This is a genomic window from Bacillus sp. GW823-FHT06A11 (genome assembly GCF_058795355.1).
This window is the reverse complement of the sequence record NZ_JBXAHS010000001.1, coordinates 440,175-465,514: the sequence shown is the minus strand read 5'-3', so window position 1 is coordinate 465,514 and position 25,340 is coordinate 440,175. Positions and strand designations below refer to the sequence as shown.

Genomic DNA, 25,340 nt, shown 5'->3' with positions numbered 1-25,340 from the left:
AATGCGTAGTATATCATATAGTAACGGCAAGCGGAGTACATGTGAATAGATATTAGTTAAGAAGAGGCTACTTATAATAGGCAGCCTCTCCTGCGTGTATTATGCATTATTATCGATACATCGTCCACATCCCAATGTCTTTAAACCCTAGTCGTTTATAAATTCGTCCAGCAGCTGGATTGTTATAAAATAAACAAAGTGTTCGGCCTTCTTTCGTAAAGTCTTGAATCATTTTTTGTAATATGAGTGAAGCGTAGCCATTTCCGCGATAATTCGGGTGTGTACATACACCAACTACCATAGCAGATAATGAATTTTCAGCGGAAGTAGAGGCGGATGCGATGATTGCACCGTCTTTTTCAATATAATATGTACGTCCTGTATTTGTTTCGATAGCCTGCCTTAATATTTTCTCTGATTCATTAGTAGTCGGAAATTCAGCGATGTCACTTCTTAATTGCATAATTCGCTCTACATCATCTAGTGTGGCAAGTTTAATTGTTTCTTGGATAGGCGTGCTAGGTAAGTTGTTGTCATTTAGACATTCGCAAAAATACATTTCATTTTTGGCGCCTAATTGTAGACTTGGAGAAGTTTCAAACCTTTCTACAATAGTTGACTTGCCAGAGAGTTTAAGCGGTTTATATGCGGAAAGAAGTGCCTCATAATCAATGGTAACAAAGTCTTCTTTACTATATGGTATAAATGAATCGTGGAATCGGAGTAGAATTGATTTTAATGTCCCATTCTCTTTAAATACTCCCCATAATTCTTGAAAATCTGTGTCATAACCGAAAGCTTCAATATCTCCAATAATAAACAAGTTAATGGCTGCTTCTTCTTTTAGGTAAGCGAATACTTGTTCATGATCTTTCTTTTTTAATTTTCGCATCATAACGAATCGACCTCTTTTTTTATTTTTTCTAAATATTACAACTTAAGTTTTTTGAAATCAATATAAAATTTTATGTTTAGTTCACAAACTTTCGGAAAAACTAGGAAAGATATGACAAAGGAGGTTATGAACGGTGGATCATCCAATTCAAGGGTTAATGAAAGCAGCAATGGAAAATTTAAAAGAAATGGTTGATGTAAATACGATTGTTGGAGAGCCTGTTCAAACGGCTGACGGTGGTGTGGTGTTAACGGTTTCTAAAGTAGCGTTCGGTTTTGGAGCAGGAGGTTCTGATTTCCAAACGAATGATGGACAAAGAGCGAACGGTAACCCTGCATTTGGTGGCGGTAGCGCGGGTGGTGTTTCTATTACACCAGTAGCATTTCTTGTGGTGAATAAAGATGGAGTAAATATTCTTCATTTACAAAATGCGACACATTTAGCAGAAAAAATGATTGAATTAGCTCCACAAACAATTGATAAAATTCAATCGATGTTCCAAAAAGAAGAAAAGAAAGAGGGAAATCATCATCCTCAAAACCCTGATGAAATCCTTTAAAAACGCCTGCTTATGAGCAGGCGTTTTTTCTTGTAATCACTATGTAATAAAACACATGAAATTGTAAATAGTTTTTGAAGTTTTTTCTATGTTTCTAAAATTTTTCATGTTAAAATATGCTATAGAATTGAAACATATAAAACGAAGGTGGCTAGGTGCTTTGTCTGGAGGATCTGACCAAGTAAAGAATATGATATATATTAATGGTAATCGTCGAGGTCATTGTTTTATTACATCAGGAATTACGTTTAAAGAGTTTGCGAGTAACATCCCTTCACCGCTTCATCAAGTGTTGCTTTTGAAGCACAACTTTGAATGGACGGATTTTCATTATCATACTTTATTTGAATATGTTGAGGAAGAAAATATACATAAGTTAATTCAAGCAGAGATTGATGAATTTGATGAATTTTGTTGGGTAGATTTTGATGATGCAAGCGATTTAGATGAATTAGAGCCGAAAGAAATTGCAGAATTATTATATTTGGCTCACAAAAAAGAACCACTTGCAAGAACATTCTTTCCGTTACTGAAAAATAGATTTGTTTATTTTTCACATGATGACGGATGGTACAACAAAGTGTATTATCGTAGAATTGCCGATTTTGTAGGAATGTTAAGTAAAGTCATTCCGTATAAACTCGGTGCTTTCGGTAAGAAACGTTTTTCTTTCTTTCAAAAATCAAAAATTTTCCCAGCGATTTCAAAAGAATTGATTATGGGACTTATTCCACTAATGGAAGATGGTCTTTACATTGATCTAGCAGGAAAAATTGAGTCAAGAAGAGGTCTTGAAATTCCGGTATATGTAGTTGGTTCGTATGAAAGTACGGATGAGGTACTAGATAACATTGATGAATTGAAAGAACAAGCAACAGAAACAGGTTGGCTCATTTTTGATAAGAAAGAACAAGAGTGGCAATGGGTTGTTGACTAAGAAAACTTGGCGCATGAAGTCAAGTTTTCTTGTCATTTGAAAGGAGAAAAAATGAAGAAATATTATACAATTGTGGGTATTGTAAGTATTATTCTCGTGGCGATACTACTTATTACTTGTCCGAAAGAATCTGATTTTAATTTGTATTTAGAGGATAAGTATGCGTTGAATTGTAATGAGAGTAGTTTTGAATGCACGCAAAATGTAGATGGTAAAAAAGAAAAACTACAATTTGAAAGTACAGATGCACGAAATGGTGTATTCTTTATGACTGTAAAGCAAACATTTAAAACAGAAGCTGGTGTTTCAAAAGAATATAGCGGAGTAGGAATGTTTGGTACATTTCTTTTTGTTTCAGAGAAGACTTTCTAGTAATAGAAGGTCTTTTTTTTATGCTTATGTTCATATAGATGAAGTAAGACAAGCATAGGAGGGATAGCGATGAAGAACACATGTATCGTTTGCGGTGGTGAGGAGTTTTTTTCCTCAACATTATATGCACGTACGAAACAAGATTGGGCATATGCACCAAACATGTATCGGTTTGAAAAAGTATTTATTGAGCATAGGGATGAAGAAAATTATCCAGTGTTTCAAGAAATTACAGCGAAACATTGTTGTGGATGCGGTCATATTATGTTGTATCATGAATGAACACACCAAGTATAACTTGGTGTGTTTTTTTAAAACGCTGACAAAGCAAGCGGATAAAGTAAAGTAAATAAAACAGAAAAACTACCAAAACCAATTGCTGTATATCCAAGTGTTCTTGCTCCGAAATTGACAGCTAATAGGCCAACTAAAATTGCTAGGGAGCCGAGCGTAACTGGATAAAAAGCAATGGAGAATAACGAAAGAAATAAAGCGACATAGCCTACCATTGCGCCGGTATTTGTACCTTCTATTTCATTTGCAATTTCTTTACGCTTATGTCTAATTGGTATGCCAGCTGGTGATATTTCAGCAGCATACTCTTCGTTTTTTTCACCACTTTTAAAATGATGATTTCTCTTTCTTCGCATGTACATCCCTCTCTTTCAATTGGGTGTACCTATAGTATCTTACATAAAGGTAAGAACATGAGTATGAGTTAAACCCAAGTAAAGCAAAAAATGGAGAATACGTATTCCATCGTTAACATATCCATTTCCTATTGAAGATAAAGTGCGGGATTTTTTCCATCACGACTGATTATCAGCCAGCAACAATTGGATTTTTATGAGCAGTTCTCTCCCATTAACTGGTCCGCATCCATTGAATTTTGAGGTAGGTGTCTTACTGCAAGCGGGATAAAACAGGAATTTTGGAAAATGATGTAGAATGAAATGAATGATAATACGTGAAGGTAGGGGAATGTATGACAACATTTAATTGGCATGAATCAGCAGAGAAGAAATGGGATAGTAGTGCGGAGTTTTGGAATAAAAATAGTCAGGAAATGTGGGATAGCGGGAGTAGGAGCACAATTATTCCGTTTTTTGAACAATACGTAAAGAAAGAAGCACAAGTGCTCGATGTTGGTTGTGGTGATGGGTACGGTACATATAAATTAAGTAGCGCAGGCTATAAAGCAGTGGGAGTAGATTTATCGGAAGTGATGATTCAAAAAGGTAAGGAGCGCGGAGAAGGACCAAATTTATCTTTTATAAAAGGAGATCTTTCTGCATTACCATTTGAAAATGAGCAATTTGAATCAATTATGGCAATTAATTCTTTAGAGTGGACGGAAGAGCCATTACGAGCGTTAAATGAAATAAAGCGTGTGTTAAAGAAAGATGGATATGCATGTATTGCAATTTTAGGACCGACAGCAAAGCCACGAGAGAACAGTTATCCTCGCTTGTATGGAAAAGACGTTGTTTGTAATACGATGATGCCTTGGGAATTTGAACAGTTAGCGAAAGAACAAGGTTTTAAAGTTATAGATGGCATCGGCGTATATAAGCGCGGAGTAAATGAGAAGATGTTAGGTCAACTACCTACAGAGTTACAACAATCGTTAACATTCTTATGGGTATTTATGTTAAAAAACGTATAAAGAAATGAAAGAATTTTTAGGAGGTAAATAAGTGCAGAAAATACAAAAAACTGATACAATATCATCAGAACCAATTAAAGGGGGACTAGGGTATATGACAACTACTACAACAGTGAAATCCGATATTGAAATCGCACAAGAAGCGAGTATGAAGAAGATTCAAGAAATTGCAGCTGATTTAAATATTTTAGAAGATGAATTAGAGCCATACGGGCATTATAAAGGTAAGTTATCTCTTGATATTTTTAAGCGCTTACAAGATGAGAAAGACGGTAAAGTTGTTTTAGTAACAGCAATTAACCCAACTCCAGCTGGAGAAGGTAAATCAACAGTAACAGTTGGTTTAGGTCAAGCTTTTAACAAAATTGGTAAGAAAACAGTAATTGCACTTCGTGAACCATCTCTTGGACCGACGATGGGATTAAAAGGTGGAGCAGCAGGTGGCGGTTTTTCACAAGTCGTACCAATGGAAGACATTAACCTTCACTTTACTGGAGATATCCATGCGATCACAACTGCTAATAACGCATTAGCAGCGTTTATTGATAATCATATCCAACAAGGAAACACACTTGGAATTGATACGCGTAAAATTGTTTGGAAACGCTGTGTTGACTTAAATGATCGTGCCCTTCGTAACGTAGTAATTGGTCTTGGTGGACCTGTACAAGGTGTACCACGTGAAGACGGTTTTGACATTACAGTCGCATCTGAAATTATGGCTGTATTCTGCCTTGCAACAGATATTCAAGACTTAAAAGCGCGTCTATCTCGCATCGTAGTTGCTTATAACTTTGCAAATCAACCTGTAACGGTTAAAGATTTAGGTGTAGAAGGTGCGTTAACGCTATTATTAAAAGACGCATTAAAACCAAACTTAGTACAAACATTAGAAAATACACCAGCTATCATTCATGGCGGACCATTTGCGAATATCGCTCACGGTTGTAACAGTGTTATCGCTACAACAATGGCAGCAAAATTAGGTGATTATGTTATTACAGAAGCTGGATTCGGTGCTGATTTAGGCGCTGAGAAGTTTTTAGATATTAAAGCTCGTGCAGCTGGTATCAAACCAGAAGCAGTTGTTATTGTTGCGACGATTCGTGCACTTAAAATGCATGGCGGCGTAGCAAAAGATCAATTAAAAGAAGAAAATGTAGATGCATTAGCAAAAGGTATGGAAAACTTACAGAAGCATGTTGAAACAATTCAAAGCTTCGGTGTGCCTTTCGTAATTGCAATTAATAAATTCATTACAGATACAGATGCAGAAGTTACATACTTACAAGAGTGGTGTAATGAGCGTGGCTATGCCGTATCCTTAACAGAAGTTTGGGAGAAGGGTGGCCAAGGCGGAGTTGACCTTGCTGAAAAAGTACTAAAAGAAATCGAAAAAGGTGAGAACAACTACGCACCACTTTATGAATTAGAATTACCATTAGAAGAAAAAATTCGTACAATTGCTCAAAAAGTATATGGCGCAAAAGATATTGAATTTGCCCCGAAAGCACGTAAGCAATTAGCTCAATATGAAGGAGAAGGTTGGAGTAACCTACCAGTTTGTATGGCGAAAACACAATACTCTCTTTCTGACGATGCAACGAAATTAGGTCGTCCATCCGACTTTATCGTTACAATTCGTGAGCTAAAACCATCTATCGGTGCAGGTTTTATCGTTGCGTTAACAGGTACAATGTTAACAATGCCAGGTCTTCCAAAACAACCAGCAGCACTTCAAATGGATGTAAATGAAGATGGAAAAGCAGTAGGTTTATTCTAAAAGGTTGTAATTCATCTCGTTTATCTGTAAACTATATATACATCAAGTGGCGCCTTTCCATCGAAAGGCGCCTGTTTTTTGGAGGAAATTATGTTTGATCCAACTGCTTTTGACAATTTAAAAGTAATCGTAGAAGGTGCTGTGTATGATTTTGATCTACATGGAGATATTCTTGTAACAGATCGAAAAGATATGATGGACCTTGCCTCATTAAGTCGTATATATCATATCTCATTTCAATTAACAGAACCGTTCGAACCATTAGTAGAAGCAACATTTTCATTATCTGTGGATGCAAAGAACTTGTCTGGTGAAATACTAGAAGTGCCTCAGTTTACACCAGGTTGTGAAATGAAGCTAGCATTTTCATTCCCGTTAGAACAACCAGAAGTAGGATGCGAAGAAATTGAAACTTTAATGCGTTCTATATGGGGAAAAGAAAGAATGATTATGCAGAAAGTTTCATACGAATATAATAAGCAAGCGATTTCATATCATAATAAGGTAGAGGTTCTATTTCAAAAAGCGATTACAGAAGACCATGTTGATGATTTAATAGCTGTTATTTCACACATGATAGAAACGGTGCGAACAATACAGCATTTTCTTCAAAAATAGAGATAAAGGAGAAAAACAAATGATAAAAGATATGCAACCATTTTTACAACAAGCTTGGGAGAAGGCTGGTTTTAAAGAATTAACTGAAATTCAAAAACAAGCGATTCCAACTATTTTAGAAGGACAAGACGTTATAGCTGAATCTCCAACTGGAACAGGAAAAACGTTAGCGTACTTATTACCCCTTTTACATAAAATTAATCCTGAAGTAAAACAGCCACAAGTTGTTGTTTTAGCGCCAACACGTGAACTTGTAATGCAAATTCATGAAGAGGTTCAAAAGTTTACAGCAGGAACTGAAATTTCAGGTGCATCTTTAATTGGTGGTGCAGATATTAAGCGCCAAGTTGAAAAATTAAAGAAACATCCGAGAGTAATTGTCGGTTCACCAGGACGTATTTTAGAATTAATTCGTATGAAAAAGCTAAAAATGCATGAAGTGAAAACAATTGTATTTGATGAGTTTGATCAAATTGTAAAACAAAAGATGATGGGCGCAGTACAAGATGTAATTAAATCAACGATGCGCGACCGTCAATTAGTATTCTTCTCAGCGACAATTACCAAAGCGGCAGAAGACGCGGCACGTGATTTGGCAGTTGAACCACAAGTGGTACGTGTAACACGTGCAGAGTCAAAAAGCTTAGTTGAGCATACGTACATCATTTGTGAGCGACGCGAAAAAAATGATTATGTAAGAAGAATTATGCATATGGGCGATGTAAAAGCAGTTGCTTTCTTAAACGACCCATTCCGTTTAGATGAAATTACTCAGAAATTGCAGTTCCGTAAAATGAAAGCAGCAGCTCTTCATGCAGAAGCAGGTAAGCAAGAGCGTGAAGCAACGATGCGTGCATTCCGCGGCGGAAAATTAGAAATTCTACTTGCTACTGATATTGCAGCACGCGGTATTGATATTGATGATTTAACACATGTAATTCACTTAGAATTACCGGACACAGTAGACCAATATATTCACCGCTCAGGACGTACAGGACGTATGGGTAAAGAAGGAACTGTCGTATCTCTTGTAACTCCACAAGAAGAGCGCAAATTACTACAATTTGCGAAAAAACTAGGCATCGTATTTACGAAGCAAGAAATGTTCAAAGGAACATTTGTAGAATCGAAGCCACCAGCACCTAAGAAAAAGAAACCAGCATTTACTGGGAAGAAAAAGCCTAGATAAATAATGGGGAAGGCGTAACTATTTATAGTTACGTCTTTTTGTTTGTAATTGAATAACAAAGGGAATTTAAATGTATCTATCTTATAAGAAATATCGATAAGGGTGAATCATTTCTCATTTAGTTTGTACAAGGAAGTAATATAAAAAAGTCGAATATTAAACTGATGCGAAATAATAAAAAGAAGGTACATATATGGATAGGAAATTAGGAATGTTTTTGAATACGAAACATATTGAAGTAAACGAAGGAATACAAAAAGCAAGGGAATGGGATTTAGAATATACTCAATTATATGCTATGAATAAAAACTTCAACTTAGCTAATATTCCAGTGGTAGAATGGACTGCTTTAAAGAAAAGCTTATCTTTTAATGGGATAAAGATTCCATCATTAGCAATTAGTTTTGGAGAAAATGGAATTACAGGAACAGAAGCTGACAGTGCAATAAATCAGATTAAATATATTACTGACAGAGGTTTGGAGCTGGGAGCAAAGATAATAACAGCTCATATTGGGAAAGTTCCAGATGATGAAAAAAGTGAGAGCTATGATAAAATGGTGCGGGTTTGTTATGAGATAGGGGAATTAGCATTCAAATTTGGGGGAGTCTTTGCTATTGAGACAGGATCTGAAAAAGCAATAGTATTAAAACGATTTTTAGAAAATGCAAACTCGAAAGGACTAGCTGTTAACTTTGACCCAGCAAATTTAATAAGTGATGTAAATGAAAATCCGTTAGAAGGTTTATTACTATTAAAAGATTATATAGTACAAACTCATATTAAAGATTGTAAAGAAGTGAAAAGTAATAGTTCAAGTAAGTATATAGAAGTAGGGGTAGGAAATGGTGAAGTGGATTTCGATATATTCTTCAAAGTATTAGATGAAATTGGATTCGACGGATATAACATGATTGAAAGAAACAATTATTTTGACGAACTGGATGGGATGAGTCAGTCGATAAATTTTGCAAAGAAGTACATACCAACTCAAAAGGAATAACGATACCAGCTGTAGAAAGCTACATAGAATGTAAAAAAACAATAGGAGGAATACAAATGATTCATAAAGTAGGACAAATTATGTTATATGTAAATAATCAAGATGAGGCAGTAAATTTTTGGACGGAAAAGGTAGGGTTTCATGTAGTTGCGGAGGAAGATAACAAGCAAGGAATGAGATGGATTGAAATTGCTCCAACTAATGGTGCTGAAACGAGCATTATATTACATAATAAAGAAGTTATTTCGAAAATGAGCCCAGAATTAAATCTTGGTACACCGTCCTTAATGTTCTTCTCAGAAAATCTGGATCAATTATATGCAGGTTTAAAAAATAAAAATGTTACTGTTGGAGAAATGGTAACTATGCCTTCTGGTAAAGTGTTTAACTTTGCTGATAGTGAAGGGAATTATTTTGCGGTTATGGAGAAGAATCAATAATAATATTGCTATGTGAAAATCCCCCTCAAATATATTGAGGGGGATTAAATCTTTGAAGTGGATTTTTCATGAGAGAGTTGTTTAATAAAAAATGCACCTTTTTCAATAGCGGTTTCAATGTAACCGACAATTTGATTAAACGTAAACACCTGTAAGTCTTCATGCAAATGTTGCTCGGGATACAACATATCTTCAAAAAGATACTTTCGAAAAGCTAAAACGTTTTCTTTAGAAACCTCTTCAATATCCACAATGTGAGCCTCTTGATTGAGAAGAGAGAAGAGCTGTTGTTCTTTATCGTAATGATGAAGCAACTTTGCATTTAACAATTTAAAATCGTTATAGTACAGGGGTGCGATAGTTTCGTCATTTTCTATTCTATTTTTTAGCCATGGTAGAAAAAAGCCACTTAGCCAATTATCATCGGCAATGAGGTGGGTGTAATAGCCTAAAATAAAGGGGGAATCTATATGTGCTTCGTATTTATGAAAAAATGAATCATAATCTATTCTTCTCGTATAGTTCTTCGTTGTACCAGCATAAAAATGTGAGGTTCCTTTTTCTTTTTTTGAATGAACAGCATCAGGGGCTACAGCTCCAAGTAAGAAAGAAGTTTTATCTTGAATAGATAGTTTCTCAGCAATACCGTTAGCGATAATAACATGCATAATTCGTGATCCCATGAATGCCACCTCTATTTCAAGTATTCATTTCAGGAAGAAGACTGAACAGTTAGTATTACTTTCCCTGTACTTTTTCTACTTTCGACCCATTCATGTGCTTTCCCTGCATCTTGAAGGGGAAAAGATTTTGTAGCTTTCATTTGCAAACTTCCGTCACGCAAATAACGGAAAACTTCATTTGCCGTTTCTTGGAGTAGTTCAGGACGTTTTTTCCGTGTAGTGCCAAAGCTAAAGCCTAGTATAGAGCGGCAACTTGCGTGTAAATCTTTCGTTTTGAAATTGCCAATTTTACCGCTTGCATTACCGAAATGAACGAGGCGACCGTAATAAGCTAGGCAGTTTAAACTTCTTTCAGAGACAGTTCCAGAAATAGAGTCCAAAATTATATTCACTCCTTCTCCGTTTGTCAGCTCATTGACTTTCTCTACAAAATCTTCATCTTGATGACAAATAACATAATCAGCTCCAGCATCTAAAGCGATTTCTTTTTTCGTTTCACTTCCGACAGTACCGATAACTGTTCCAGCCCCTAATCGTTTTGCAAGTTGAATCGCGGTAGTACCAATTCCGCCAGCAGCTGCATGAATCAGCACGGATTCATTTTGTTGAAGCCTTGCAACATTCACGAGTAAATTATAGCTTGTGAAAGATACGATCGGACAAGCAGCTGCGGTTTGAAAGTCGACTTCATGGGGTAAAACGAAAGTGAGATTTTCATTTGAAACAACGTACTCTGCGTAAGATCCATTTTGAGGAAAAGCAATGACACGCTGTCCAGGTTGAATATTTTTCACATGAGAACCGACGCGTTCTACAATACCAGTTGCATCTATACCTGGAATAAAAGGTAGTGCTTTATTTCCTTTTTTGCCATAACGTGATTTAATATCAGCGAAATTTACACTAGTAGCAACAACGCGAATTAAAACTTGATCTTCTGAAATAGCCGGTATATCCAAATCTGTATATTTCATCACTTCAGGACCACCGAACGACGTTACAACGATAGCTTTCATCATATATCCTCCTAAATTTGACTATATAAATCATTTTAAATCTTTATCAGAAATTGGAAAATTATATAATAGTTATGTGTGGTTATAAGTGAAGCTTATGAACTCATCGGATCATAATATTAATTTATATAAAAAATTTTTTCGGAAAAATCGAACGAAATATGAATTACTTGCCAATATATAGTGTAAGACAAAGGAGGGCTGGAATATGAAGGCTGAAATAGATTACGCACATTTAATTCGATTAACTTTATCAGGAAATAAAGAAGCGTATAGCGAATTGTATGATGTAACGATTCAAGAAGTATATAAAACAGCACATTTTTTAATTGAAGATAAAACGGATGTAGATGATGTCGTTCAAGAAGTATACATACAGCTATATGAATCGCTTCGTAAATATGATAGCGAGAAGCCATTTCGCCCTTGGCTAATTGGGCTTGCGATTAAACAAATTCATTCTTATAGAAGAAAGAGGTGGATGCGACTACGAATTATGAAAAAAGCAGAAGAGCAAAGAAAGCCGGTGCAAATTGATTTTTCTAACGATGTTGTAAGTAAAATATCAAACCAAAAACTAATCGAACTCATTCATAAATTACCGTATAAATTGAAACAAGTTATTATCTTAAGATACTTATACGAATATTCACAAGAAGAAGTAGCACAAATATTACATATTCCAATTGGTACAGTGAAGTCTAGAATTCATGCGGCATTAAAAAAACTACGTCAAAAAGAGCAAGTAGAAGAAATCTTTTTAGGAGAGGTAGGGAATGTGAAATGAGTTTAGATTGTAGAGTTAGAGAATCTATACGAGAAGAAGCGAAGGGGATTGTTGCCCCGCCGGAGTTAAAAGAAAAAGTAATTGTTCAAATCAAAATGAATCGCGGGGGAAGTAAGGTGAAGAAACGTCTTATCGCCGGAGTGCTTGCAGCAGCATTTTTAATCCCTACGACCGGTTTTGCATATCAATCTATTATGGCGGATGGTATATACGGATCTTTTGAGAATTTAAAAAAACACGCCGGAGCGATGACATTAGAAACGTATATGCGTTTTAATGCAAAATTATCAGAAGCGAAAGATGAAATGAGTTCGAAGGAATATGAAGAGTTTACAAAAGAACTGAAAAAATTAACTAATGCAAAGCTTGCGTACGGGGATTCGAATGGTAATATAGATTATGATCAATTATCACCAGCTAAAAAAGAGGAATTGAAAAAGGTAGTAATGGAGCTTCATCCGTATTTTGATAAATTAAATGGCCATAAATCTAGTAAAGAAGTACTAACTCCTGAAGAGTATGAACAATATATGGAGGCATTAATGTCACATCAAACTGTGTTAGTAAAAACGAAATCGAGTGGCGGGATAACAGTAGAAGAAGTGCCTGAGGCGTACAAAGAAAGATTTATTAAAGCGGAGCAGTTTATGGAGTATGTAGATGAAAAGGTGAGATAAGTAAAAAAGCTCAAAGCTTTAGCTTTGAGCTTTCTTTATTAAAAGAAAATAGAGCATTCAATTATATTTTTTCATCGTTGCATTGTCCTTTTGTATAAAACAATCTAATAGTGAATAACCAGCTATTAAACTAATAATCGTAACAAAAGTTGTATTTATTAGAATAATATTAACTAAATAAGGTAGGTATTCGGCAAGTGGTGAAAAGAGTAGTGCTGGGGAAAAGGAAATGAATAGTGTAGGCACTGTAATAGCAATAAATTTATCCGGTTGAAAGCTCCAGTTTTGTTTACTCGTTTCGCGATTAATAGATTGAAGGAAGCGTAATAAAATGCCAACTATAAGAGGGAAGAGTGTAAAGTAGAATAATCTTGGATAAACGTTAAAGTTCACTTGTGCATCTGTATCTAAATAAAATTGAATTTTTACTCCTACAAATAATAATAAGACGATAAATAATGTGAAGCAGAGGTATAGCATCACTTTTTGCATTATATTCCACCATCCTTTACTCAAAATATATTCAAAAAAAGAAGAGATATACAATAACTACTGTTGTATATCTCTTCTTTTACTGTTAGTTAATAGTGGAGTTTGCTTTTTCTTGCTTCGTGAAATAATCAATAATGCCCATTGCGCTAATTTCTATATCTAGATGTAAAATATTATAAACGGAATGATCTGATGGAACGTTTAACTTTGTAAGATGAGAAGAGATTTTATCCATTAACAAAGTTTGTAAAGCTTTAGTTGCTTCATCGAAATCATTATACTTTTCAAAGACTTCCTTACCAGTATGAACGAAAATAGGTAGCCAATATTCCAGTTGATTATATACTTCTGTAACATGAGAGGATGCACCGTAATGACCGAAATAAATAGTATCTACATTCATACTTTGAATGTGATTTTTAGAAGTAATCATCGCATCTGGTTGGAATTGTGAAGGGGACGTTGATGGTAGATATAACTCTACATCAACGTCTGCGAGTTCTCTATAATAAATTCCAATTGTATCGCCAGTAAAAATCCCGTTTGTTAATGAATCGTGAATGCTAATATGGTGCTTCGCATGTCCTGGTGTATCATAAAATGTAAGGGTACGGTTTTTTGCAATTTTTAACGTATCACTATGTTGTACAATATGAACACGTTCTTCTTCAATTGGAAGAATTGGATCAAAGAGTTTATCGAAATCTTCTTTGTAGACAGCTTTTGCACCCAAAATAAGTTTTGTTGGATCAATCATATGACGAGCACCACGAGAATGCACATATAACGTAGCATTTGGGCACTTTTCCATCATTAAACCAGCTGCGCCAGCGTGATCTAAATGCACATGTGTAACGATAATGTTTTTAACATCGTTTAAATCAATATGTAATTGTTGTAAGCCGTCTAAAATATACGGAAGAGAAGGGGCTGCACAAGTTTCAATTAAAGTAATATCGTCACCTAATAAAACGTACGTACCTGTTCGTTCATTATGCTGTAAATCGAAATCATCAATAAGATATAGGTGAGAAGATAATTGCTCTACTTTTTTCATAGTTATCACTCCTTATATACTGCATGTTTTTATTATACGCTAAAATAGAAAAAAGGCAGAAAACGAAGCTCGTCTTCTGCCTTTTTGTAATATTATTATTTCGTTTGTTGTTTATTAATAGACATAATGAACAGTCCAACAATCCCGCCTGCTAATGGAAGCATAATCTCTCCTGCTAAATTAAAGTAGGAGCTTAAGAATAAACCATTTACATCGATTACCCAGCCAGTAACATACAATAACATCATATATAGTACGAAATAAAACTCGCGATTTGAAATCGTTTCATGTTGTGCAGTTTTCATAATGAACACCATCCTTTTCTTTTATAATGGAATATAAACTGTCACATTTTGTTCACATTTCAATTGTAAAACTTTCCATCATAAAAGTCTAGTAGTTTGTGTCGAATTTTCGAACGGAAATAAAGCGCTATCATTACAACTTATAAGTACGTAATAAGAGCTGTATATTCACGAATGTAGTATAGTATAAACATAGAATGATAGTGAAGAGAGGGGCAAAGACAATGACAGTTTATGATTTTTCAGCTAAAACAATTACAGGTGAAGAAAAATCGTTAAAAGATTACGAAGGAAAAGCACTTCTTATTGTCAATGTAGCTAGCAAATGTGGTTTCACACCACAATATAAAGGATTACAAGAGGTATATGATAAATATAAAGACCAAGGACTCGAAATACTCGGATTTCCTTGTAACCAATTCGGGGGACAAGAACCAGGTACAGAAGCGGACATTACTAGTTTTTGTGAATTAAACTACGGTGTAAACTTCCCGATGTTTGCAAAGGTTGATGTGAAAGGTGATAAGGCTCACCCTCTATATACATACATGACAGAACAAGCACCAGGTTTACTTGGTATGAAAGCAGTGAAATGGAATTTTACGAAGTTTTTAATCGGAAAAGACGGGAAAGTAGTAGGGCGTTTTGCTCCGCAGACGAAGCCGGTAGATTTAGAGGTTGAGATTGAGAAGGTGCTTGGGGAATAAGTAGGAGTTTCACTTTATTAAAAAACGTCTCAAAGAACAATGTAGTTCTTTGAGACGTTTTCTGTAAACTCAAATTTTCAAGATTAAATAACTGTATCAAAGCCATCTGATTTAGGTAGAGAAGCTGCTTTTTTCATAAGCACTTCCCATAAGTGTACGGATTTCTTCCATTCTACCGTAGCCTGCCCCTGTTGATACATAGCGTTCTCATAACTGGCAGTAAGTTGTTGCATATCGGCCGAGTTGTAAAGTGTATCGATATGGAGAGCGTATTCTCGGAATGTTTGACTTTCACCCCGTGGTATGCCAATTCTCGCAAATTGTTTTAAAAGTGCACCGTAAGCTTTTTGATAAACAGCATCATCTTTTCGGTATTTATAGAAATGAATAATAAGAAATGTCATCCATTTCATTCTAGTGGTGAAGAGAATGTATCCTATAATACTAATTAGTATCGTAGAGAGGAATACGTACCACCAAGAAAAACTAGTTTTAGAATTTGTGACCTTTTTAGTAGAAGCTTCTTCTGTATTTTCAATTAAACTTTTAAGTTTTGCTTCATTATTTCGTTGTTGTATTTGCTCGTTATTAGAATTATTTGCTTCGCTATTTTGTGAAATAGGAGCAGGCGTATTATTTATAAAATTATAGGGATTAGTAAATCCTTTTGTCGGTTCGAATGGAATCCATCCGTATTCTGGGAAATATACTTCGACCCAAGAGTGTGCGTTATCGTTCGTGATTGTATAAACATCCTCACCTTCTGCAGAGGCAAGTGTATTGTCAAGAGTTCCTTCTGTATAGCCTTTCACCCAGCGAGCTGGAATCCCGGCAGAACGAAGTAGTACAATCATAGACGTCGAAAAATTATTACAGTAGCCGCTTTTTGTATCGAAAAGGAATTGATCTACATAATCTTGGCTTTTGGCAGGGAATGTGACATTCGTTGATTCGTATGTAAAAGAGTTGTCTGTGAAGTAATTTTCAATAGCTAATACTTTATCATATCGGTTGTCTTTATCATTTGTAAGATTGATAGCCAAGTCTTTTACGCGCTGTGGTAATGACTCGGGAAGTTGTGTGTACTTTGTCATAAAATAAGGATTTGTTTCTTGACCTTCATTTGTTTTTACAGCTTTCAAGTTTTTTATGGAAAACTCAGGGATCTCATATGTTACTTTATACGAATGTAAAGTAGTAGAAGAGTCTCCATTCATTGTATAAATTTTTTCTGAAAACGGGTCAACACTGTATGATACATCAGAAGAAGCTTCAACTGTTACTAATCCTGCTGGATAGGTAAGGTGAGGGTAACTTTTTTGCATGGTAATTGTTGCCTCAGTAGTTTCTGTTTTTGTATTTTGTTCGTACCAGCTTACGACGTCGTTTTTATTTTTAAAAGAAACCTTTTTCGGATTTTCAGAAACCTCCCAGCCTTTTCCGGTATAAAAATCTTTCGTTTCGACTCTCCAATATTGTTTGTTTTGCGTTCGTGCTGTGAAAACAATTGTAGGATCCGCCTTAAAAGGACCACCTAATCGTGAGTCATCTAAACCATACCCAATTGTAGAAACTTTTTTTTCTTTACTTGCTTCAGATGTGTTGAATTTTAAGAAATCCATTGGGTTTGGCCATTGAGGGCCAAATTTTGGAGCAAAGTATGCGATGGTTGCTAATAATACAATAAATATTGTAAGTGGTCTAAGTAATTTTGAGATTTCCCTAGCATAATTTTGTAAGTGTTCACGTTCTTTTATTCGTTCTACTTGAAGAAGACTAAGCATAAAAAAGCCGATGACAACAGTACGAATAATAGCGTAGTTTGCATTGTATAAATGTAAGTTATGAAAAGTTGCGATATAAATAATAGTCAATACAAGAAATAGAAACCCACGTTTTTTATGAATAATCCAAAATGAAGTAAAAGAACTCAAAAACCAAAATGAGAGAAAAAATAAAACCGTCGGAAAAACTGGAGAAATATCTAGTAAATTCCCTTGGAAAAACAGGGAGGAATTTCGAAACATATCAGAAAAGAATGCTGTTAGCCAAGATGGATTTATAAAAGCATTTTTATAATATAGGGAATGAATGATAAATAGGACTGTGACAATTTTTATTGGAATCTGCCACCTCGTTTGAAAAAAAGAGAGAGCGAAGCAAATTCCTATAAATGTTACGAAAATATCTAATCTACCTACATTTGTAATACCTATAAGAGGTCTTAGCCATTCTAGTAAAAGAAGAAATACACATGCATGCATAAAGAATCTGTTCGTATCCCACTTGTATTTTGTTTGTAATGTTATCATTTGCTCACCTCAAAAAACACGTTTGTATAACGGTTTTCATAAACCGTTTTTACAAATATTTGTCGTTTTTTTAGAGTTTCTATTATACTGATTTCTCGGTGTGAAAGTTGATTCGCTTTTTCTTTCACGACAAAAACCATACATTTTCTATTTCTTATAGCAGCACAATCAGCCGCCTTTTGAATATCGGGAGAAAGATTACTGGTCACGAGTATAACCGTGACGGGCTCATAAATTTTTCTTAGTTCCATGTCTACACTCTGGGAGAGCGGGAATACACTGTCTGCTTGCACTTTTGCTAAATGACAAAGGATTTGTTGTAACTGCGTATCTCCATTGTCTAAAGGGAAAATAGTTTGTTCTTTTCCGATAGACACGAATGATGCTGGTGAATTTTGTTTCAAGACAGTCCTTACGATAGAGGCAGTAAATGTGACGACTGATTCGAATAGAGGAGACTCGGTTCTGTCTATGAATATCATGACATTATGGCTGCGCTGTTGTTCAAACTCTTTTGTCATAATAGTGTTTGTTCGTGCAGTTGCTTTCCAATCAATCCATGAAAAGCGATCACCAGGTTTATAGTCTCTGACACCGACAGAGATTGTAGAGTCTTTTGCTGAATTTATATTTGCTGAAAGCGCTCCTTGTTCGAAATGATTTTCCAATTGTCGATATGCTATATCTACATACTGGGGATAGACTAAAAATGTATCTGGAACTGAAAAAGTTACTTCTTTCTCTATCATGCCGAATAAATCGCCAGTTTTTACACGAACGCTTGAAAAAGTGTGCTCGCCTCTAGAGATTGTGTCAATAACATATTGAAACGAAATATTTCGTTTCAATCCTGGGAAGAGTACTACCTTATTCATCTTTGTTTGTTTACAACTTATAAATTGTGGTGGCAGTTCATCTTCTATAACTAAATAAAGTAAGGGAAAAGGAAATTTTCTTTTTATTGTAATCGTGCTTATAAATTGTTCTCCTACTACATATCCATTTTGGTTTGTTATTCGTCTTACTTCAGCGTCCCGAAAAGCGTAAAAGGGGAGTAGTAGTGAATAAAGAGCAATGGGAATTGTGCTGTAAAACAAAAACCAACTTACAAACCCTCCTTGAAACATAGCGTACACAAATGTTAAGACTAGACATAAAGGGAGTAGCAATAACTTCGTAACGTGATATAGCGCTCGCAGTATTCGTTTCATCAAGGGTTCATCGTCCTTTGAGTCGGCACAGTAGTTCGTGCAACGATTTTTGCGATAACTTGTTCTCCAGTTATTCCTTCAAATTTTGCTTCCATTTTTAAAATGAGTCTATGTGCTAAAACGTAAGGAGCTAAAAATTTAACATCGTCTGGAATAACATAATTTCTGCCATGGATAAATGCATAAGCTTGTGAAGCTTTCATTAAAGCAATTGAGCCACGTGGACTTGCACCTAGCTGTATAGAACTGTACGTACGAGTCTGATTAACAAGTTTTACAATGTAATGCTTAATTGCTTTGTCCATACTTACTACCCGTACGCTTTGTTGTAAATAAATTAATTCTTCTATTGTAGTAATGGTCTGTAATTGAGAGAGTGGATTTGTTTTTTCCATCCGGTTTAAAATTTCAAATTCTTCTTCTGGTGTAGGATATCCCATTTTTAGTTTCAATAAGAAACGATCGAGCTGAGCTTCTGGTAGAGAATATGTTCCTTCATATTCGACCGGATTTTGTGTAGCCATGACAAAGAACGGCTTTGGTAAAGGCCTTGTAATGCCATCGATTGTAATATTGCCTTCTTCCATACATTCAAGTAAAGCAGATTGTGTCTTTGGAGATGTACGATTAATTTCATCAGCAAGTACAAAATTCCCCATAATTGGTCCAGGCTTGAACTCAAATTGGAGCTCTTTCGGATTATAAATAGAAACTCCTGTTACATCTGACGGCAATAAATCAGGTGTAAATTGAATTCGCTTATAATCAGCATCAATGGATTTAGAAAGAGCACGTACTAGCATTGTTTTCCCGACACCAGGAACATCTTCTAATAGCACATGACCGTCAGCTAAGAGAGCTGTCAAAGCTAAGATCGTTTCTTTTCGTTTTCCGACCATTATTTTTTCAATATTATTGATTATTTTTTCTACAGTGGGATGTAATGAATCAAGCTGGGGCATCGTAATCCTCCTAATGTTATTATCGTTTTCTAATCTATTTAGTGGACATATTTCTAATTCTATTTGTAGATAGTAAAACTTTTACCTTAAATTCTGAGAATATTCAGATTATTTATTTCGATTACATCTAGTATAATTGTTTCCGTAACTAAGGGCAATACAGTAAATAATGATTTGTAGTTTTATGTAAAATCAGACTCGATATAAAATAATAACATTGGGAAAAAATTTTTTACATACAATTTATACTCTTTTCCTTATGGCAGTTTTGAAATAATATCAAAACTCTTTTTCTTTTGCAAAATAGTCGATACCTCAAAATACCATTCTCCTAATAATTAAGATTAACCATAATCTTCACAACGGAACACAAGATTTTCTCACAAACTTATTTTCTACTGAATTTTTGACAATCTCTTGAACTGTGCGAAATGTCACATCTGTATTTTACAACCTCTCTTATAGTAAGGGTATGTAAGAGAGACGTATTAAAGGAGTGAACAGTATGAAGAAAAAAACTTCAGCACTAATGAGACGTTTAAAATATTTTTCACCAATAGATAGTTATAACGATAATCATACACAAGAAACATATGAAGATCGCGAATGGGAAAATGTGTACAGAAAGCGTTGGCAGCATGATAAAGTAATTCGTTCTACACACGGCGTGAACTGTACTGGTTCATGTAGCTGGAATATATATGTGAAAGATGGAATTGTGACGTGGGAAGGGCAGGAGCTTAACTATCCAACGACAGGTCCTGATATGCCAGATTTTGAACCGCGAGGATGCCCACGTGGAGCAAGTTTTTCTTGGTACATTTATAGTCCACTTCGTGTGAAATATCCGTATGTACGTGGTGTTCTTTGGAGTATGTGGCAAGATGAACTACAAAATAACGAGTCACCACTAGATGCTTGGAAAAGTATTGTGGAAAACCCTGAAAAAGCACGTAAGTATAAGCAGGCGCGTGGTAAAGGTGGATTTATTCGTGCGAATTGGGATGAAGTATTACAACTCGTTTCAGCTTCTCTACTTTATACAGTAATTAAATACGGGCCAGATCGAAATGTTGGCTTTTCACCAATTCCAGCTATGTCGATGTTAAGTCATGCTGCTGGTAGTCGTTTTATGCAACTTATGGGTGGGCCGATGCTTAGTTTCTATGATTGGTACGCAGATTTACCACCAGCTTCTCCGCAAATTTGGGGCGATCAAACAGATGTACCAGAAAGTAGTGACTGGTATAACTCTGGTTACATTATGACATGGGGTTCAAATGTACCGATGACGAGAACACCAGATGCTCACTTTTTAGCAGAGGTTCGATATAAAGGAACGAAAGTCGTTTCTGTCAGTCCTGACTTCGCTGAATCTACAAAGTTTGCGGATGATTGGATTAGTGTGAAACAAGGTACAGATGGTGCACTTGCGATGGCAATGGGGCATGTGATCTTACAAGAATTTTACGTAGATAATCAAGTGGAATATTTCACAAAGTATGCGAAGCAATATACTGATTTTCCTTTCTTTGTCACATTGAAACAAAAAGGAGATCAATTCGTTGCTGATCGTTTCTTAAACGCTGCTGATATTGGACGCGAAACGAAGTTAGGAGAATGGAAACCTGTTCTTTGGAACGAGAACACGAATGATTTTGCAACACCTCAAGGCACAATGGGCTCACGTTGGGATAACGAAAAGAAATGGAACTTGCGTTTAGAAGATGAAGAAACAGGTGAAAAGATTGATCCACGTCTTTCTTTACTTGGAATGGAAGAAACGATTGGAACGGTACAAATTCCGTACTTCTCTGATGATGGAAACAAAGTATTAGAACGTACAGTTCCAGTGAAAAAGGTTATGACAGAAGAAGGCGAAGTGTTCGTTACAACTGTATACGACTTAACGTTAGCAAATTACGGGGTGAACCGAGGGTTTGGCGGACAAGAGCCGAAAGACTTCAATGATGATGTACCGTTTACACCTGCATGGCAAGAGAAAATGACAGGAGTGAAACGAGAACTAATTATTCAAATCGCTCGTGAGTTCGCACAAAATGCCGCTGATACAAATGGTCGCTCGATGATTATTGTTGGAGCTGGTATTAACCATTGGTTTAATTCTGATACGATTTATCGCGCAGTTTTAAATCTTGTTCTTCTAGTTGGGGCACAAGGAGTAAACGGCGGGGGATGGGCGCATTATGTTGGTCAAGAAAAGTTACGACCTGCAGAAGGATGGCAAACAATCGCGATGGCAAAAGATTGGCAAGGGCCACCAAAATTACAAAATGGTACGTCTTTCTTCTATTTCGTAACAGATCAATGGCGCTATGAAGATACACCTGTTGGACATTTAGCATCACCAATTGAAGGTAACTCACGTTATCAACATCACGGTGATTACAATGTATTAGCAGCACGACTCGGCTGGTTACCTTCTTATCCAACATTCGAGAAAAATGGAATTGAATTATATAAAGAAGCTGTTGCTGCTGGTGCAACAACGCAAGAAGAAATCGGAAAATATGTTGCACAAAAATTAAAAGAAAAAGAACTGAAATTTGCGATTGAAGATCCTGATAATAAAAACAACTTCCCGCGCAACTTATTCGTGTGGCGTGCGAATTTAATTTCAAGTTCTGGTAAAGGGCATGAATATTTCTTAAAACATTTATTAGGTACAACAAACGGATTAATGAATGACGATAGTGATTCATTACGACCAGAAGAAATTAAGTGGCATGAAGAAGCACCAGAAGGGAAGCTTGATTTACTCATTAATTTAGATTTCCGTATGGCTGGAACAGCGCTGTATTCTGATATCGTCTTACCTGCTTCAACTTGGTACGAAAAACATGATTTAAGTAGTACAGATATGCATCCATTTGTGCATCCATTTAATCCAGCAATCGGTTCACCGTGGGAAGCACGCTCTGACTGGGATATTTTCACTTCACTTTCTAAAGCTGTGTCAGATTTAGCGAAGAAAATAGATCTTGAACCAATGAAAGAAGTTGTTGCAACACCACTTCTTCATGATACACCGCAAGAATTAGCGCAACCACTTGGCAAGATTAAAGATTGGAGTAAAGGTGAATGTGAACCAATCCCGGGTAAAACGATGCCACAAATTCATGTTGTTGAAAGGGATTATAAAACGATTTATGACAAAATGACAGCACTTGGACCAAATGCCGGAAAACAACCGATTGGTACGAAAGGGATCTCTTGGTCAGCAGAAAAAGAGTATGAGCAATTAAAGAGCAAATTAGGAGTTGTTCGAACGGATACTATTGCGAAAGGTTGCCCAGACATAAAAGAAGCAATCAATGCTGCTGAAGCGGTATTAACGCTTTCTTCTACAACAAACGGTCATATGGCAGTAAAAGCATGGGAAGCACTTGAAAAACAAACAGATCTAAAATTACGTGATTTAGCAGAAGAACGTGAAGAAGAATGCTTTACATTCGAACAAATTACAGCACAACCGAAAACAGTAATTACTTCTCCGGCCTTTACAGGTTCAGAAAAAGGTGGACGACGTTACTCACCGTTTACAACAAATGTGGAACGTCTTATTCCTTGGAGAACGATAACTGGTCGACAATCTTTCTACTTAGACCATGACATGATGAAAGAATTTGGTGAAACGATGGCAACATTTAAACCAATTCTGCAACATAAACCGTTCCGTAAGTCACGCCCTGAAGTAGAAGGGAAAGAGATTACACTAAACTATTTAACACCGCATAATAAGTGGTCGATTCATAGTATGTATTTCGATTCATTACCGATGTTAACGCTGTTTAGAGGTGGTCCAACTGTTTGGATGAATAAAGAGGACGCTGCAGAAGCTGGCGTTGCTGATAATGATTGGATCGAGTGCTTTAACCGTAACGGTGTTGTCGTAGCGCGTGCTGTTGTAACGCACCGTATACCGAGGGGAATGGCATTTATGCACCATGCGCAAGATCGCCACATTAACGTGCCTGGTACGAAATTAACAAGCACCCGTGGGGGAACGCATAATAGTCCAACCCGTATTCATGTTAAACCAACACATATGATTGGTGGATATGGCCAATTAAGCTATGGATTTAACTATTATGGTCCGACTGGGAACCAGCGTGATTTAAATGTTGTAATCCGTAAACTGAAGGAGGTAGATTGGCTTGAAGATTAAAGCGCAAGTCGGAATGGTAATGAACCTAGATAAATGCATCGGCTGTCATACTTGTAGCGTAACGTGCAAAAACACCTGGACAAATCGTCCAGGTGCGGAATATATGTACTTCAATAACGTAGAAACGAAGCCTGGAATTGGTTATCCGAAACAATGGGAAGATCAGGAGAAATATAAAGGCGGATGGGAATTGAAAAATGGTGAAATTCAGCTGAAATCTGGTTCGAAAATGAAACGTCTTATGAACATTTTCCACAATCCAGATCAACCAACAATTGATGATTACTTTGAACCTTGGAATTATGATTATGAAACATTAACAAATAGCCCGCAGCGTAAGCATCAACCAGTTGCTCGTCCGAAATCAGCAATTACAGGCGAATTTATCGACAAAATTGAATGGGGTCCGAACTGGGAAGATGATTTAGCTGGTGGACATATAACAGGATTACAAGATCCGAACGTAAAGAAAATGGAAGAAGAAATTAAAACAGATTTTGAAAACGTCTTTATGATGTATTTACCACGCATATGTGAACATTGTATGAATCCGTCTTGCGTATCATCTTGTCCATCTGGTGCGATGTATAAACGTGAAGAAGACGGCATTGTTCTTGTAGATCAAAATGCATGTCGTGCTTGGAGGTTCTGCGTATCATCTTGTCCATATAAAAAAGTGTATTTTAACTGGCAAACGAATAAAGCTGAAAAATGTACAATGTGTTTCCCACGTATTGAGGCTGGTATGCCAACAATTTGTTCAGAAACATGTGTGGGACGTATCAGGTATATTGGGGTAATGCTATATGACGCTGACAAAGTAAAAGAAGCAGCTTCTGTTGAAGACGAAAAAGATTTATATGAATCTCAGCTTACTGTTTTCCTAAATCCAAATGATCCAGAAGTAGCAGCTGAAGCGAAAAAACAAGGCATTCCTGAAGAATGGATTAAAGCAGCACAAGAGTCACCAATCTATAAAATGATTATCGATTGGAAAATTGCTCTGCCTCTTCATCCAGAGTACCGTACAATGCCGATGGTTTGGTATATTCCGCCGCTTAGCCCAATTATGAATATGGTGGAAGGGAAAGGCAGTAACTGGCAAGCAGAAGCGATTTTCCCTGCTATCGATAATATGCGTATTCCAATTCAATATTTAGCGAATTTACTCACTGCAGGAGATGAATCACACATTCGTCTTACATTGAAGAAAATGGCTGTTATGCGAACGCATATGAGAGCGCTGCAAATTAATAAAGAGCCAAATGAAGCTGTATTAAAAGAACTTGGTTTAACGAAACAGGATGTAGAAGATATGTATCGTCTTCTTGCTATTGCGAAATATAAAGATCGCTTCGTCATTCCGGGCACTCACCGTGAACAAGTGGCAGATTTATATAGCGAACAAGGAAGCTGTGGTTTAGCATTCGCAGGTGGTCCAGGCTCTTGTATGACAATTTCTTAAATAAAGGGGGCAGAA

General features: G+C 36.1%; 25 protein-coding genes. 15 read left to right on the top strand and 10 right to left on the bottom strand.

All coding sequences use genetic code 11. From position 1 onward, the window contains the following. Positions 1-109 precede the first annotated feature (109 nt). Positions 110-895: a GNAT family N-acetyltransferase gene (locus AC1Q8L_RS02130; protein WP_098311655.1), complete on the bottom strand. Its 786-nt coding sequence runs from the start codon at positions 893-895 to the stop codon at positions 110-112. Positions 896-1,028: 133 nt separating this feature from the next. Between AC1Q8L_RS02130 and ytfJ the strand changes: the two genes are divergently transcribed. The 4 genes from ytfJ to AC1Q8L_RS02110 all read left to right on the top strand — a co-directional run bounded on the left by ytfJ (position 1,029) and on the right by AC1Q8L_RS02110 (position 3,045). Continuing rightward, a complete protein-coding gene (gene ytfJ / locus AC1Q8L_RS02125; RefSeq protein WP_000349991.1) occupies positions 1,029-1,454 on the top strand; it encodes a GerW family sporulation protein in 426 nt (141 codons plus the stop codon). A 160-nt stretch (positions 1,455-1,614) separates the two neighbouring features. Further along, positions 1,615-2,391, top strand: coding sequence for a hypothetical protein (locus tag AC1Q8L_RS02120; RefSeq protein ID WP_000014088.1), 777 nt, complete (start codon positions 1,615-1,617; stop codon positions 2,389-2,391). A 51-nt stretch (positions 2,392-2,442) separates the two neighbouring features. After that, the gene (locus tag AC1Q8L_RS02115) at positions 2,443-2,763 is read left to right on the top strand and encodes a hypothetical protein (RefSeq protein WP_000761185.1); all 321 of its coding nucleotides are present in this window, start codon (positions 2,443-2,445) and stop codon (positions 2,761-2,763) included. A gap of 69 nt (positions 2,764-2,832) precedes the next feature. Further along, on the top strand, positions 2,833-3,045 hold the full coding sequence (locus AC1Q8L_RS02110) for a hypothetical protein (protein WP_000798747.1): 213 nt from the start codon (positions 2,833-2,835) through the stop codon (positions 3,043-3,045). Between the two features lie 29 nt (positions 3,046-3,074). On the opposite strand, the gene AC1Q8L_RS02105 is transcribed toward AC1Q8L_RS02110, so the two are convergent. Next, positions 3,075-3,413 carry a hypothetical protein gene (locus AC1Q8L_RS02105; RefSeq protein ID WP_001253201.1) on the bottom strand — a complete coding sequence of 113 codons (339 nt, stop codon included), beginning with the start codon at positions 3,411-3,413 and terminating at the stop codon, positions 3,075-3,077. A gap of 335 nt (positions 3,414-3,748) precedes the next feature. Between AC1Q8L_RS02105 and AC1Q8L_RS02100 the strand changes: the two genes are divergently transcribed. The 6 genes from AC1Q8L_RS02100 to AC1Q8L_RS02075 all read left to right on the top strand — a co-directional run bounded on the left by AC1Q8L_RS02100 (position 3,749) and on the right by AC1Q8L_RS02075 (position 9,462). Beyond that, a complete protein-coding gene (locus AC1Q8L_RS02100; RefSeq protein ID WP_000206577.1) occupies positions 3,749-4,429 on the top strand; it encodes a class I SAM-dependent methyltransferase in 681 nt (226 codons plus the stop codon). Between the two features lie 94 nt (positions 4,430-4,523). Continuing rightward, complete coding sequence (locus AC1Q8L_RS02095; protein WP_014482011.1) at positions 4,524-6,212, top strand: formate--tetrahydrofolate ligase; 1,689 nt, start codon at positions 4,524-4,526, stop codon at positions 6,210-6,212. Positions 6,213-6,302: 90 nt separating this feature from the next. Then, the gene (locus AC1Q8L_RS02090; RefSeq protein ID WP_000460216.1) at positions 6,303-6,830 is read left to right on the top strand and encodes a hypothetical protein; all 528 of its coding nucleotides are present in this window, start codon (positions 6,303-6,305) and stop codon (positions 6,828-6,830) included. 19 nt (positions 6,831-6,849) lie between these two features. Then, positions 6,850-8,019, top strand: a complete 1,170-nt coding sequence (locus tag AC1Q8L_RS02085) for a DEAD/DEAH box helicase (protein WP_000588611.1) — start codon at positions 6,850-6,852, stop codon at positions 8,017-8,019. Positions 8,020-8,212: 193 nt separating this feature from the next. Next, on the top strand, positions 8,213-9,022 hold the full coding sequence (locus tag AC1Q8L_RS02080; protein ID WP_000375208.1) for a sugar phosphate isomerase/epimerase family protein: 810 nt from the start codon (positions 8,213-8,215) through the stop codon (positions 9,020-9,022). 56 nt (positions 9,023-9,078) lie between these two features. Beyond that, the gene (locus AC1Q8L_RS02075) at positions 9,079-9,462 is read left to right on the top strand and encodes a VOC family protein (protein ID WP_000581475.1); all 384 of its coding nucleotides are present in this window, start codon (positions 9,079-9,081) and stop codon (positions 9,460-9,462) included. Between the two features lie 44 nt (positions 9,463-9,506). On the opposite strand, the gene AC1Q8L_RS02070 is transcribed toward AC1Q8L_RS02075, so the two are convergent. Further along, positions 9,507-10,145, bottom strand: coding sequence for a zinc dependent phospholipase C family protein (locus tag AC1Q8L_RS02070; RefSeq protein WP_000535626.1), 639 nt, complete (start codon positions 10,143-10,145; stop codon positions 9,507-9,509). A 29-nt stretch (positions 10,146-10,174) separates the two neighbouring features. Next, positions 10,175-11,161 carry a quinone oxidoreductase family protein gene (locus AC1Q8L_RS02065; protein ID WP_000644636.1) on the bottom strand — a complete coding sequence of 329 codons (987 nt, stop codon included), beginning with the start codon at positions 11,159-11,161 and terminating at the stop codon, positions 10,175-10,177. Positions 11,162-11,369: 208 nt separating this feature from the next. Between AC1Q8L_RS02065 and AC1Q8L_RS02060 the strand changes: the two genes are divergently transcribed. After that, positions 11,370-11,948: a sigma-70 family RNA polymerase sigma factor gene (locus tag AC1Q8L_RS02060; RefSeq protein WP_000642664.1), complete on the top strand. Its 579-nt coding sequence runs from the start codon at positions 11,370-11,372 to the stop codon at positions 11,946-11,948. Next, positions 11,945-12,625, top strand: coding sequence for a DUF3600 domain-containing protein (locus AC1Q8L_RS02055; protein WP_000050703.1), 681 nt, complete (start codon positions 11,945-11,947; stop codon positions 12,623-12,625). The genes AC1Q8L_RS02060 and AC1Q8L_RS02055 overlap by 4 nt, the downstream gene beginning before the upstream one ends. Positions 12,626-12,682: 57 nt before the next feature. Here AC1Q8L_RS02055 and AC1Q8L_RS02050 read toward each other — a convergent pair whose 3' ends face one another. The 3 genes from AC1Q8L_RS02050 to AC1Q8L_RS02040 all read right to left on the bottom strand — a co-directional run bounded on the left by AC1Q8L_RS02050 (position 12,683) and on the right by AC1Q8L_RS02040 (position 14,479). Then, positions 12,683-13,117, bottom strand: coding sequence for a hypothetical protein (locus tag AC1Q8L_RS02050; protein ID WP_001174535.1), 435 nt, complete (start codon positions 13,115-13,117; stop codon positions 12,683-12,685). A gap of 85 nt (positions 13,118-13,202) precedes the next feature. Further along, positions 13,203-14,174, bottom strand: coding sequence for an MBL fold metallo-hydrolase (locus AC1Q8L_RS02045; protein WP_000754967.1), 972 nt, complete (start codon positions 14,172-14,174; stop codon positions 13,203-13,205). 95 nt (positions 14,175-14,269) lie between these two features. Next, the gene (locus tag AC1Q8L_RS02040; RefSeq protein WP_000844983.1) at positions 14,270-14,479 is read right to left on the bottom strand and encodes a DUF3925 domain-containing protein; all 210 of its coding nucleotides are present in this window, start codon (positions 14,477-14,479) and stop codon (positions 14,270-14,272) included. Between the two features lie 224 nt (positions 14,480-14,703). Between AC1Q8L_RS02040 and bsaA the strand changes: the two genes are divergently transcribed. Then, positions 14,704-15,186, top strand: coding sequence for a glutathione peroxidase (gene bsaA, locus AC1Q8L_RS02035; protein WP_000219434.1), 483 nt, complete (start codon positions 14,704-14,706; stop codon positions 15,184-15,186). A gap of 83 nt (positions 15,187-15,269) precedes the next feature. On the opposite strand, the gene AC1Q8L_RS02030 is transcribed toward bsaA, so the two are convergent. From AC1Q8L_RS02030 to AC1Q8L_RS02020, 3 genes are read right to left on the bottom strand one after another with little or no spacing between them, the layout of a single operon-like run. Next, positions 15,270-17,498, bottom strand: a complete 2,229-nt coding sequence (locus AC1Q8L_RS02030) for a transglutaminase TgpA family protein (RefSeq protein WP_098311656.1) — start codon at positions 17,496-17,498, stop codon at positions 15,270-15,272. Further along, complete coding sequence (locus tag AC1Q8L_RS02025; RefSeq protein WP_098311657.1) at positions 17,495-18,709, bottom strand: DUF58 domain-containing protein; 1,215 nt, start codon at positions 18,707-18,709, stop codon at positions 17,495-17,497. The genes AC1Q8L_RS02030 and AC1Q8L_RS02025 overlap by 4 nt, the downstream gene beginning before the upstream one ends. Then, a complete protein-coding gene (locus AC1Q8L_RS02020) occupies positions 18,709-19,671 on the bottom strand; it encodes an AAA family ATPase (RefSeq protein ID WP_001135799.1) in 963 nt (320 codons plus the stop codon). The genes AC1Q8L_RS02025 and AC1Q8L_RS02020 overlap by 1 nt, the downstream gene beginning before the upstream one ends. A gap of 505 nt (positions 19,672-20,176) precedes the next feature. Here AC1Q8L_RS02020 and AC1Q8L_RS02015 point away from each other — a divergent pair. Continuing rightward, complete coding sequence (locus AC1Q8L_RS02015; protein ID WP_098311658.1) at positions 20,177-23,860, top strand: nitrate reductase subunit alpha; 3,684 nt, start codon at positions 20,177-20,179, stop codon at positions 23,858-23,860. Further along, positions 23,850-25,325 (top strand): nitrate reductase subunit beta, encoded by a 1,476-nt coding sequence (narH, locus tag AC1Q8L_RS02010; protein ID WP_492339395.1) that lies wholly within the window; start codon positions 23,850-23,852, stop codon positions 25,323-25,325. Before AC1Q8L_RS02015 ends, narH begins: the two co-directional genes overlap by 11 nt. The last annotated feature ends 15 nt before the right edge of the window (positions 25,326-25,340 follow it).

Excerpts from the sequence above, each read along its gene's own strand:
- AC1Q8L_RS02130 (WP_098311655.1), bottom strand. The coding sequence starts at position 895 with ATGATGCGAAAATTAAAAAAGAAAGATCATGAACAAGTATTCGCTTAC.
- AC1Q8L_RS02115 (WP_000761185.1), top strand. The coding sequence starts at position 2,443 with ATGAAGAAATATTATACAATTGTGGGTATTGTAAGTATTATTCTCGTG.
- AC1Q8L_RS02110 (WP_000798747.1), top strand. The coding sequence starts at position 2,833 with ATGAAGAACACATGTATCGTTTGCGGTGGTGAGGAGTTTTTTTCCTCA.
- AC1Q8L_RS02105 (WP_001253201.1), bottom strand. The coding sequence starts at position 3,413 with ATGCGAAGAAAGAGAAATCATCATTTTAAAAGTGGTGAAAAAAACGAA.
- AC1Q8L_RS02100 (WP_000206577.1), top strand. The coding sequence starts at position 3,749 with ATGACAACATTTAATTGGCATGAATCAGCAGAGAAGAAATGGGATAGT.
- AC1Q8L_RS02095 (WP_014482011.1), top strand. The coding sequence starts at position 4,524 with ATGACAACTACTACAACAGTGAAATCCGATATTGAAATCGCACAAGAA.
- AC1Q8L_RS02090 (WP_000460216.1), top strand. The coding sequence starts at position 6,303 with ATGTTTGATCCAACTGCTTTTGACAATTTAAAAGTAATCGTAGAAGGT.
- AC1Q8L_RS02085 (WP_000588611.1), top strand. The coding sequence starts at position 6,850 with ATGATAAAAGATATGCAACCATTTTTACAACAAGCTTGGGAGAAGGCT.
- AC1Q8L_RS02080 (WP_000375208.1), top strand. The coding sequence starts at position 8,213 with ATGGATAGGAAATTAGGAATGTTTTTGAATACGAAACATATTGAAGTA.
- AC1Q8L_RS02075 (WP_000581475.1), top strand. The coding sequence starts at position 9,079 with ATGATTCATAAAGTAGGACAAATTATGTTATATGTAAATAATCAAGAT.
- AC1Q8L_RS02070 (WP_000535626.1), bottom strand. The coding sequence starts at position 10,145 with ATGGGATCACGAATTATGCATGTTATTATCGCTAACGGTATTGCTGAG.
- AC1Q8L_RS02065 (WP_000644636.1), bottom strand. The coding sequence starts at position 11,161 with ATGAAAGCTATCGTTGTAACGTCGTTCGGTGGTCCTGAAGTGATGAAA.
- AC1Q8L_RS02060 (WP_000642664.1), top strand. The coding sequence starts at position 11,370 with ATGAAGGCTGAAATAGATTACGCACATTTAATTCGATTAACTTTATCA.
- AC1Q8L_RS02055 (WP_000050703.1), top strand. The coding sequence starts at position 11,945 with ATGAGTTTAGATTGTAGAGTTAGAGAATCTATACGAGAAGAAGCGAAG.
- AC1Q8L_RS02050 (WP_001174535.1), bottom strand. The coding sequence starts at position 13,117 with ATGCAAAAAGTGATGCTATACCTCTGCTTCACATTATTTATCGTCTTA.
- AC1Q8L_RS02045 (WP_000754967.1), bottom strand. The coding sequence starts at position 14,174 with ATGAAAAAAGTAGAGCAATTATCTTCTCACCTATATCTTATTGATGAT.
- AC1Q8L_RS02040 (WP_000844983.1), bottom strand. The coding sequence starts at position 14,479 with ATGAAAACTGCACAACATGAAACGATTTCAAATCGCGAGTTTTATTTC.
- bsaA (WP_000219434.1), top strand. The coding sequence starts at position 14,704 with ATGACAGTTTATGATTTTTCAGCTAAAACAATTACAGGTGAAGAAAAA.
- AC1Q8L_RS02030 (WP_098311656.1), bottom strand. The coding sequence starts at position 17,498 with ATGATAACATTACAAACAAAATACAAGTGGGATACGAACAGATTCTTT.
- AC1Q8L_RS02025 (WP_098311657.1), bottom strand. The coding sequence starts at position 18,709 with ATGAAACGAATACTGCGAGCGCTATATCACGTTACGAAGTTATTGCTA.
- AC1Q8L_RS02020 (WP_001135799.1), bottom strand. The coding sequence starts at position 19,671 with ATGCCCCAGCTTGATTCATTACATCCCACTGTAGAAAAAATAATCAAT.
- AC1Q8L_RS02015 (WP_098311658.1), top strand. The coding sequence starts at position 20,177 with ATGAAGAAAAAAACTTCAGCACTAATGAGACGTTTAAAATATTTTTCA.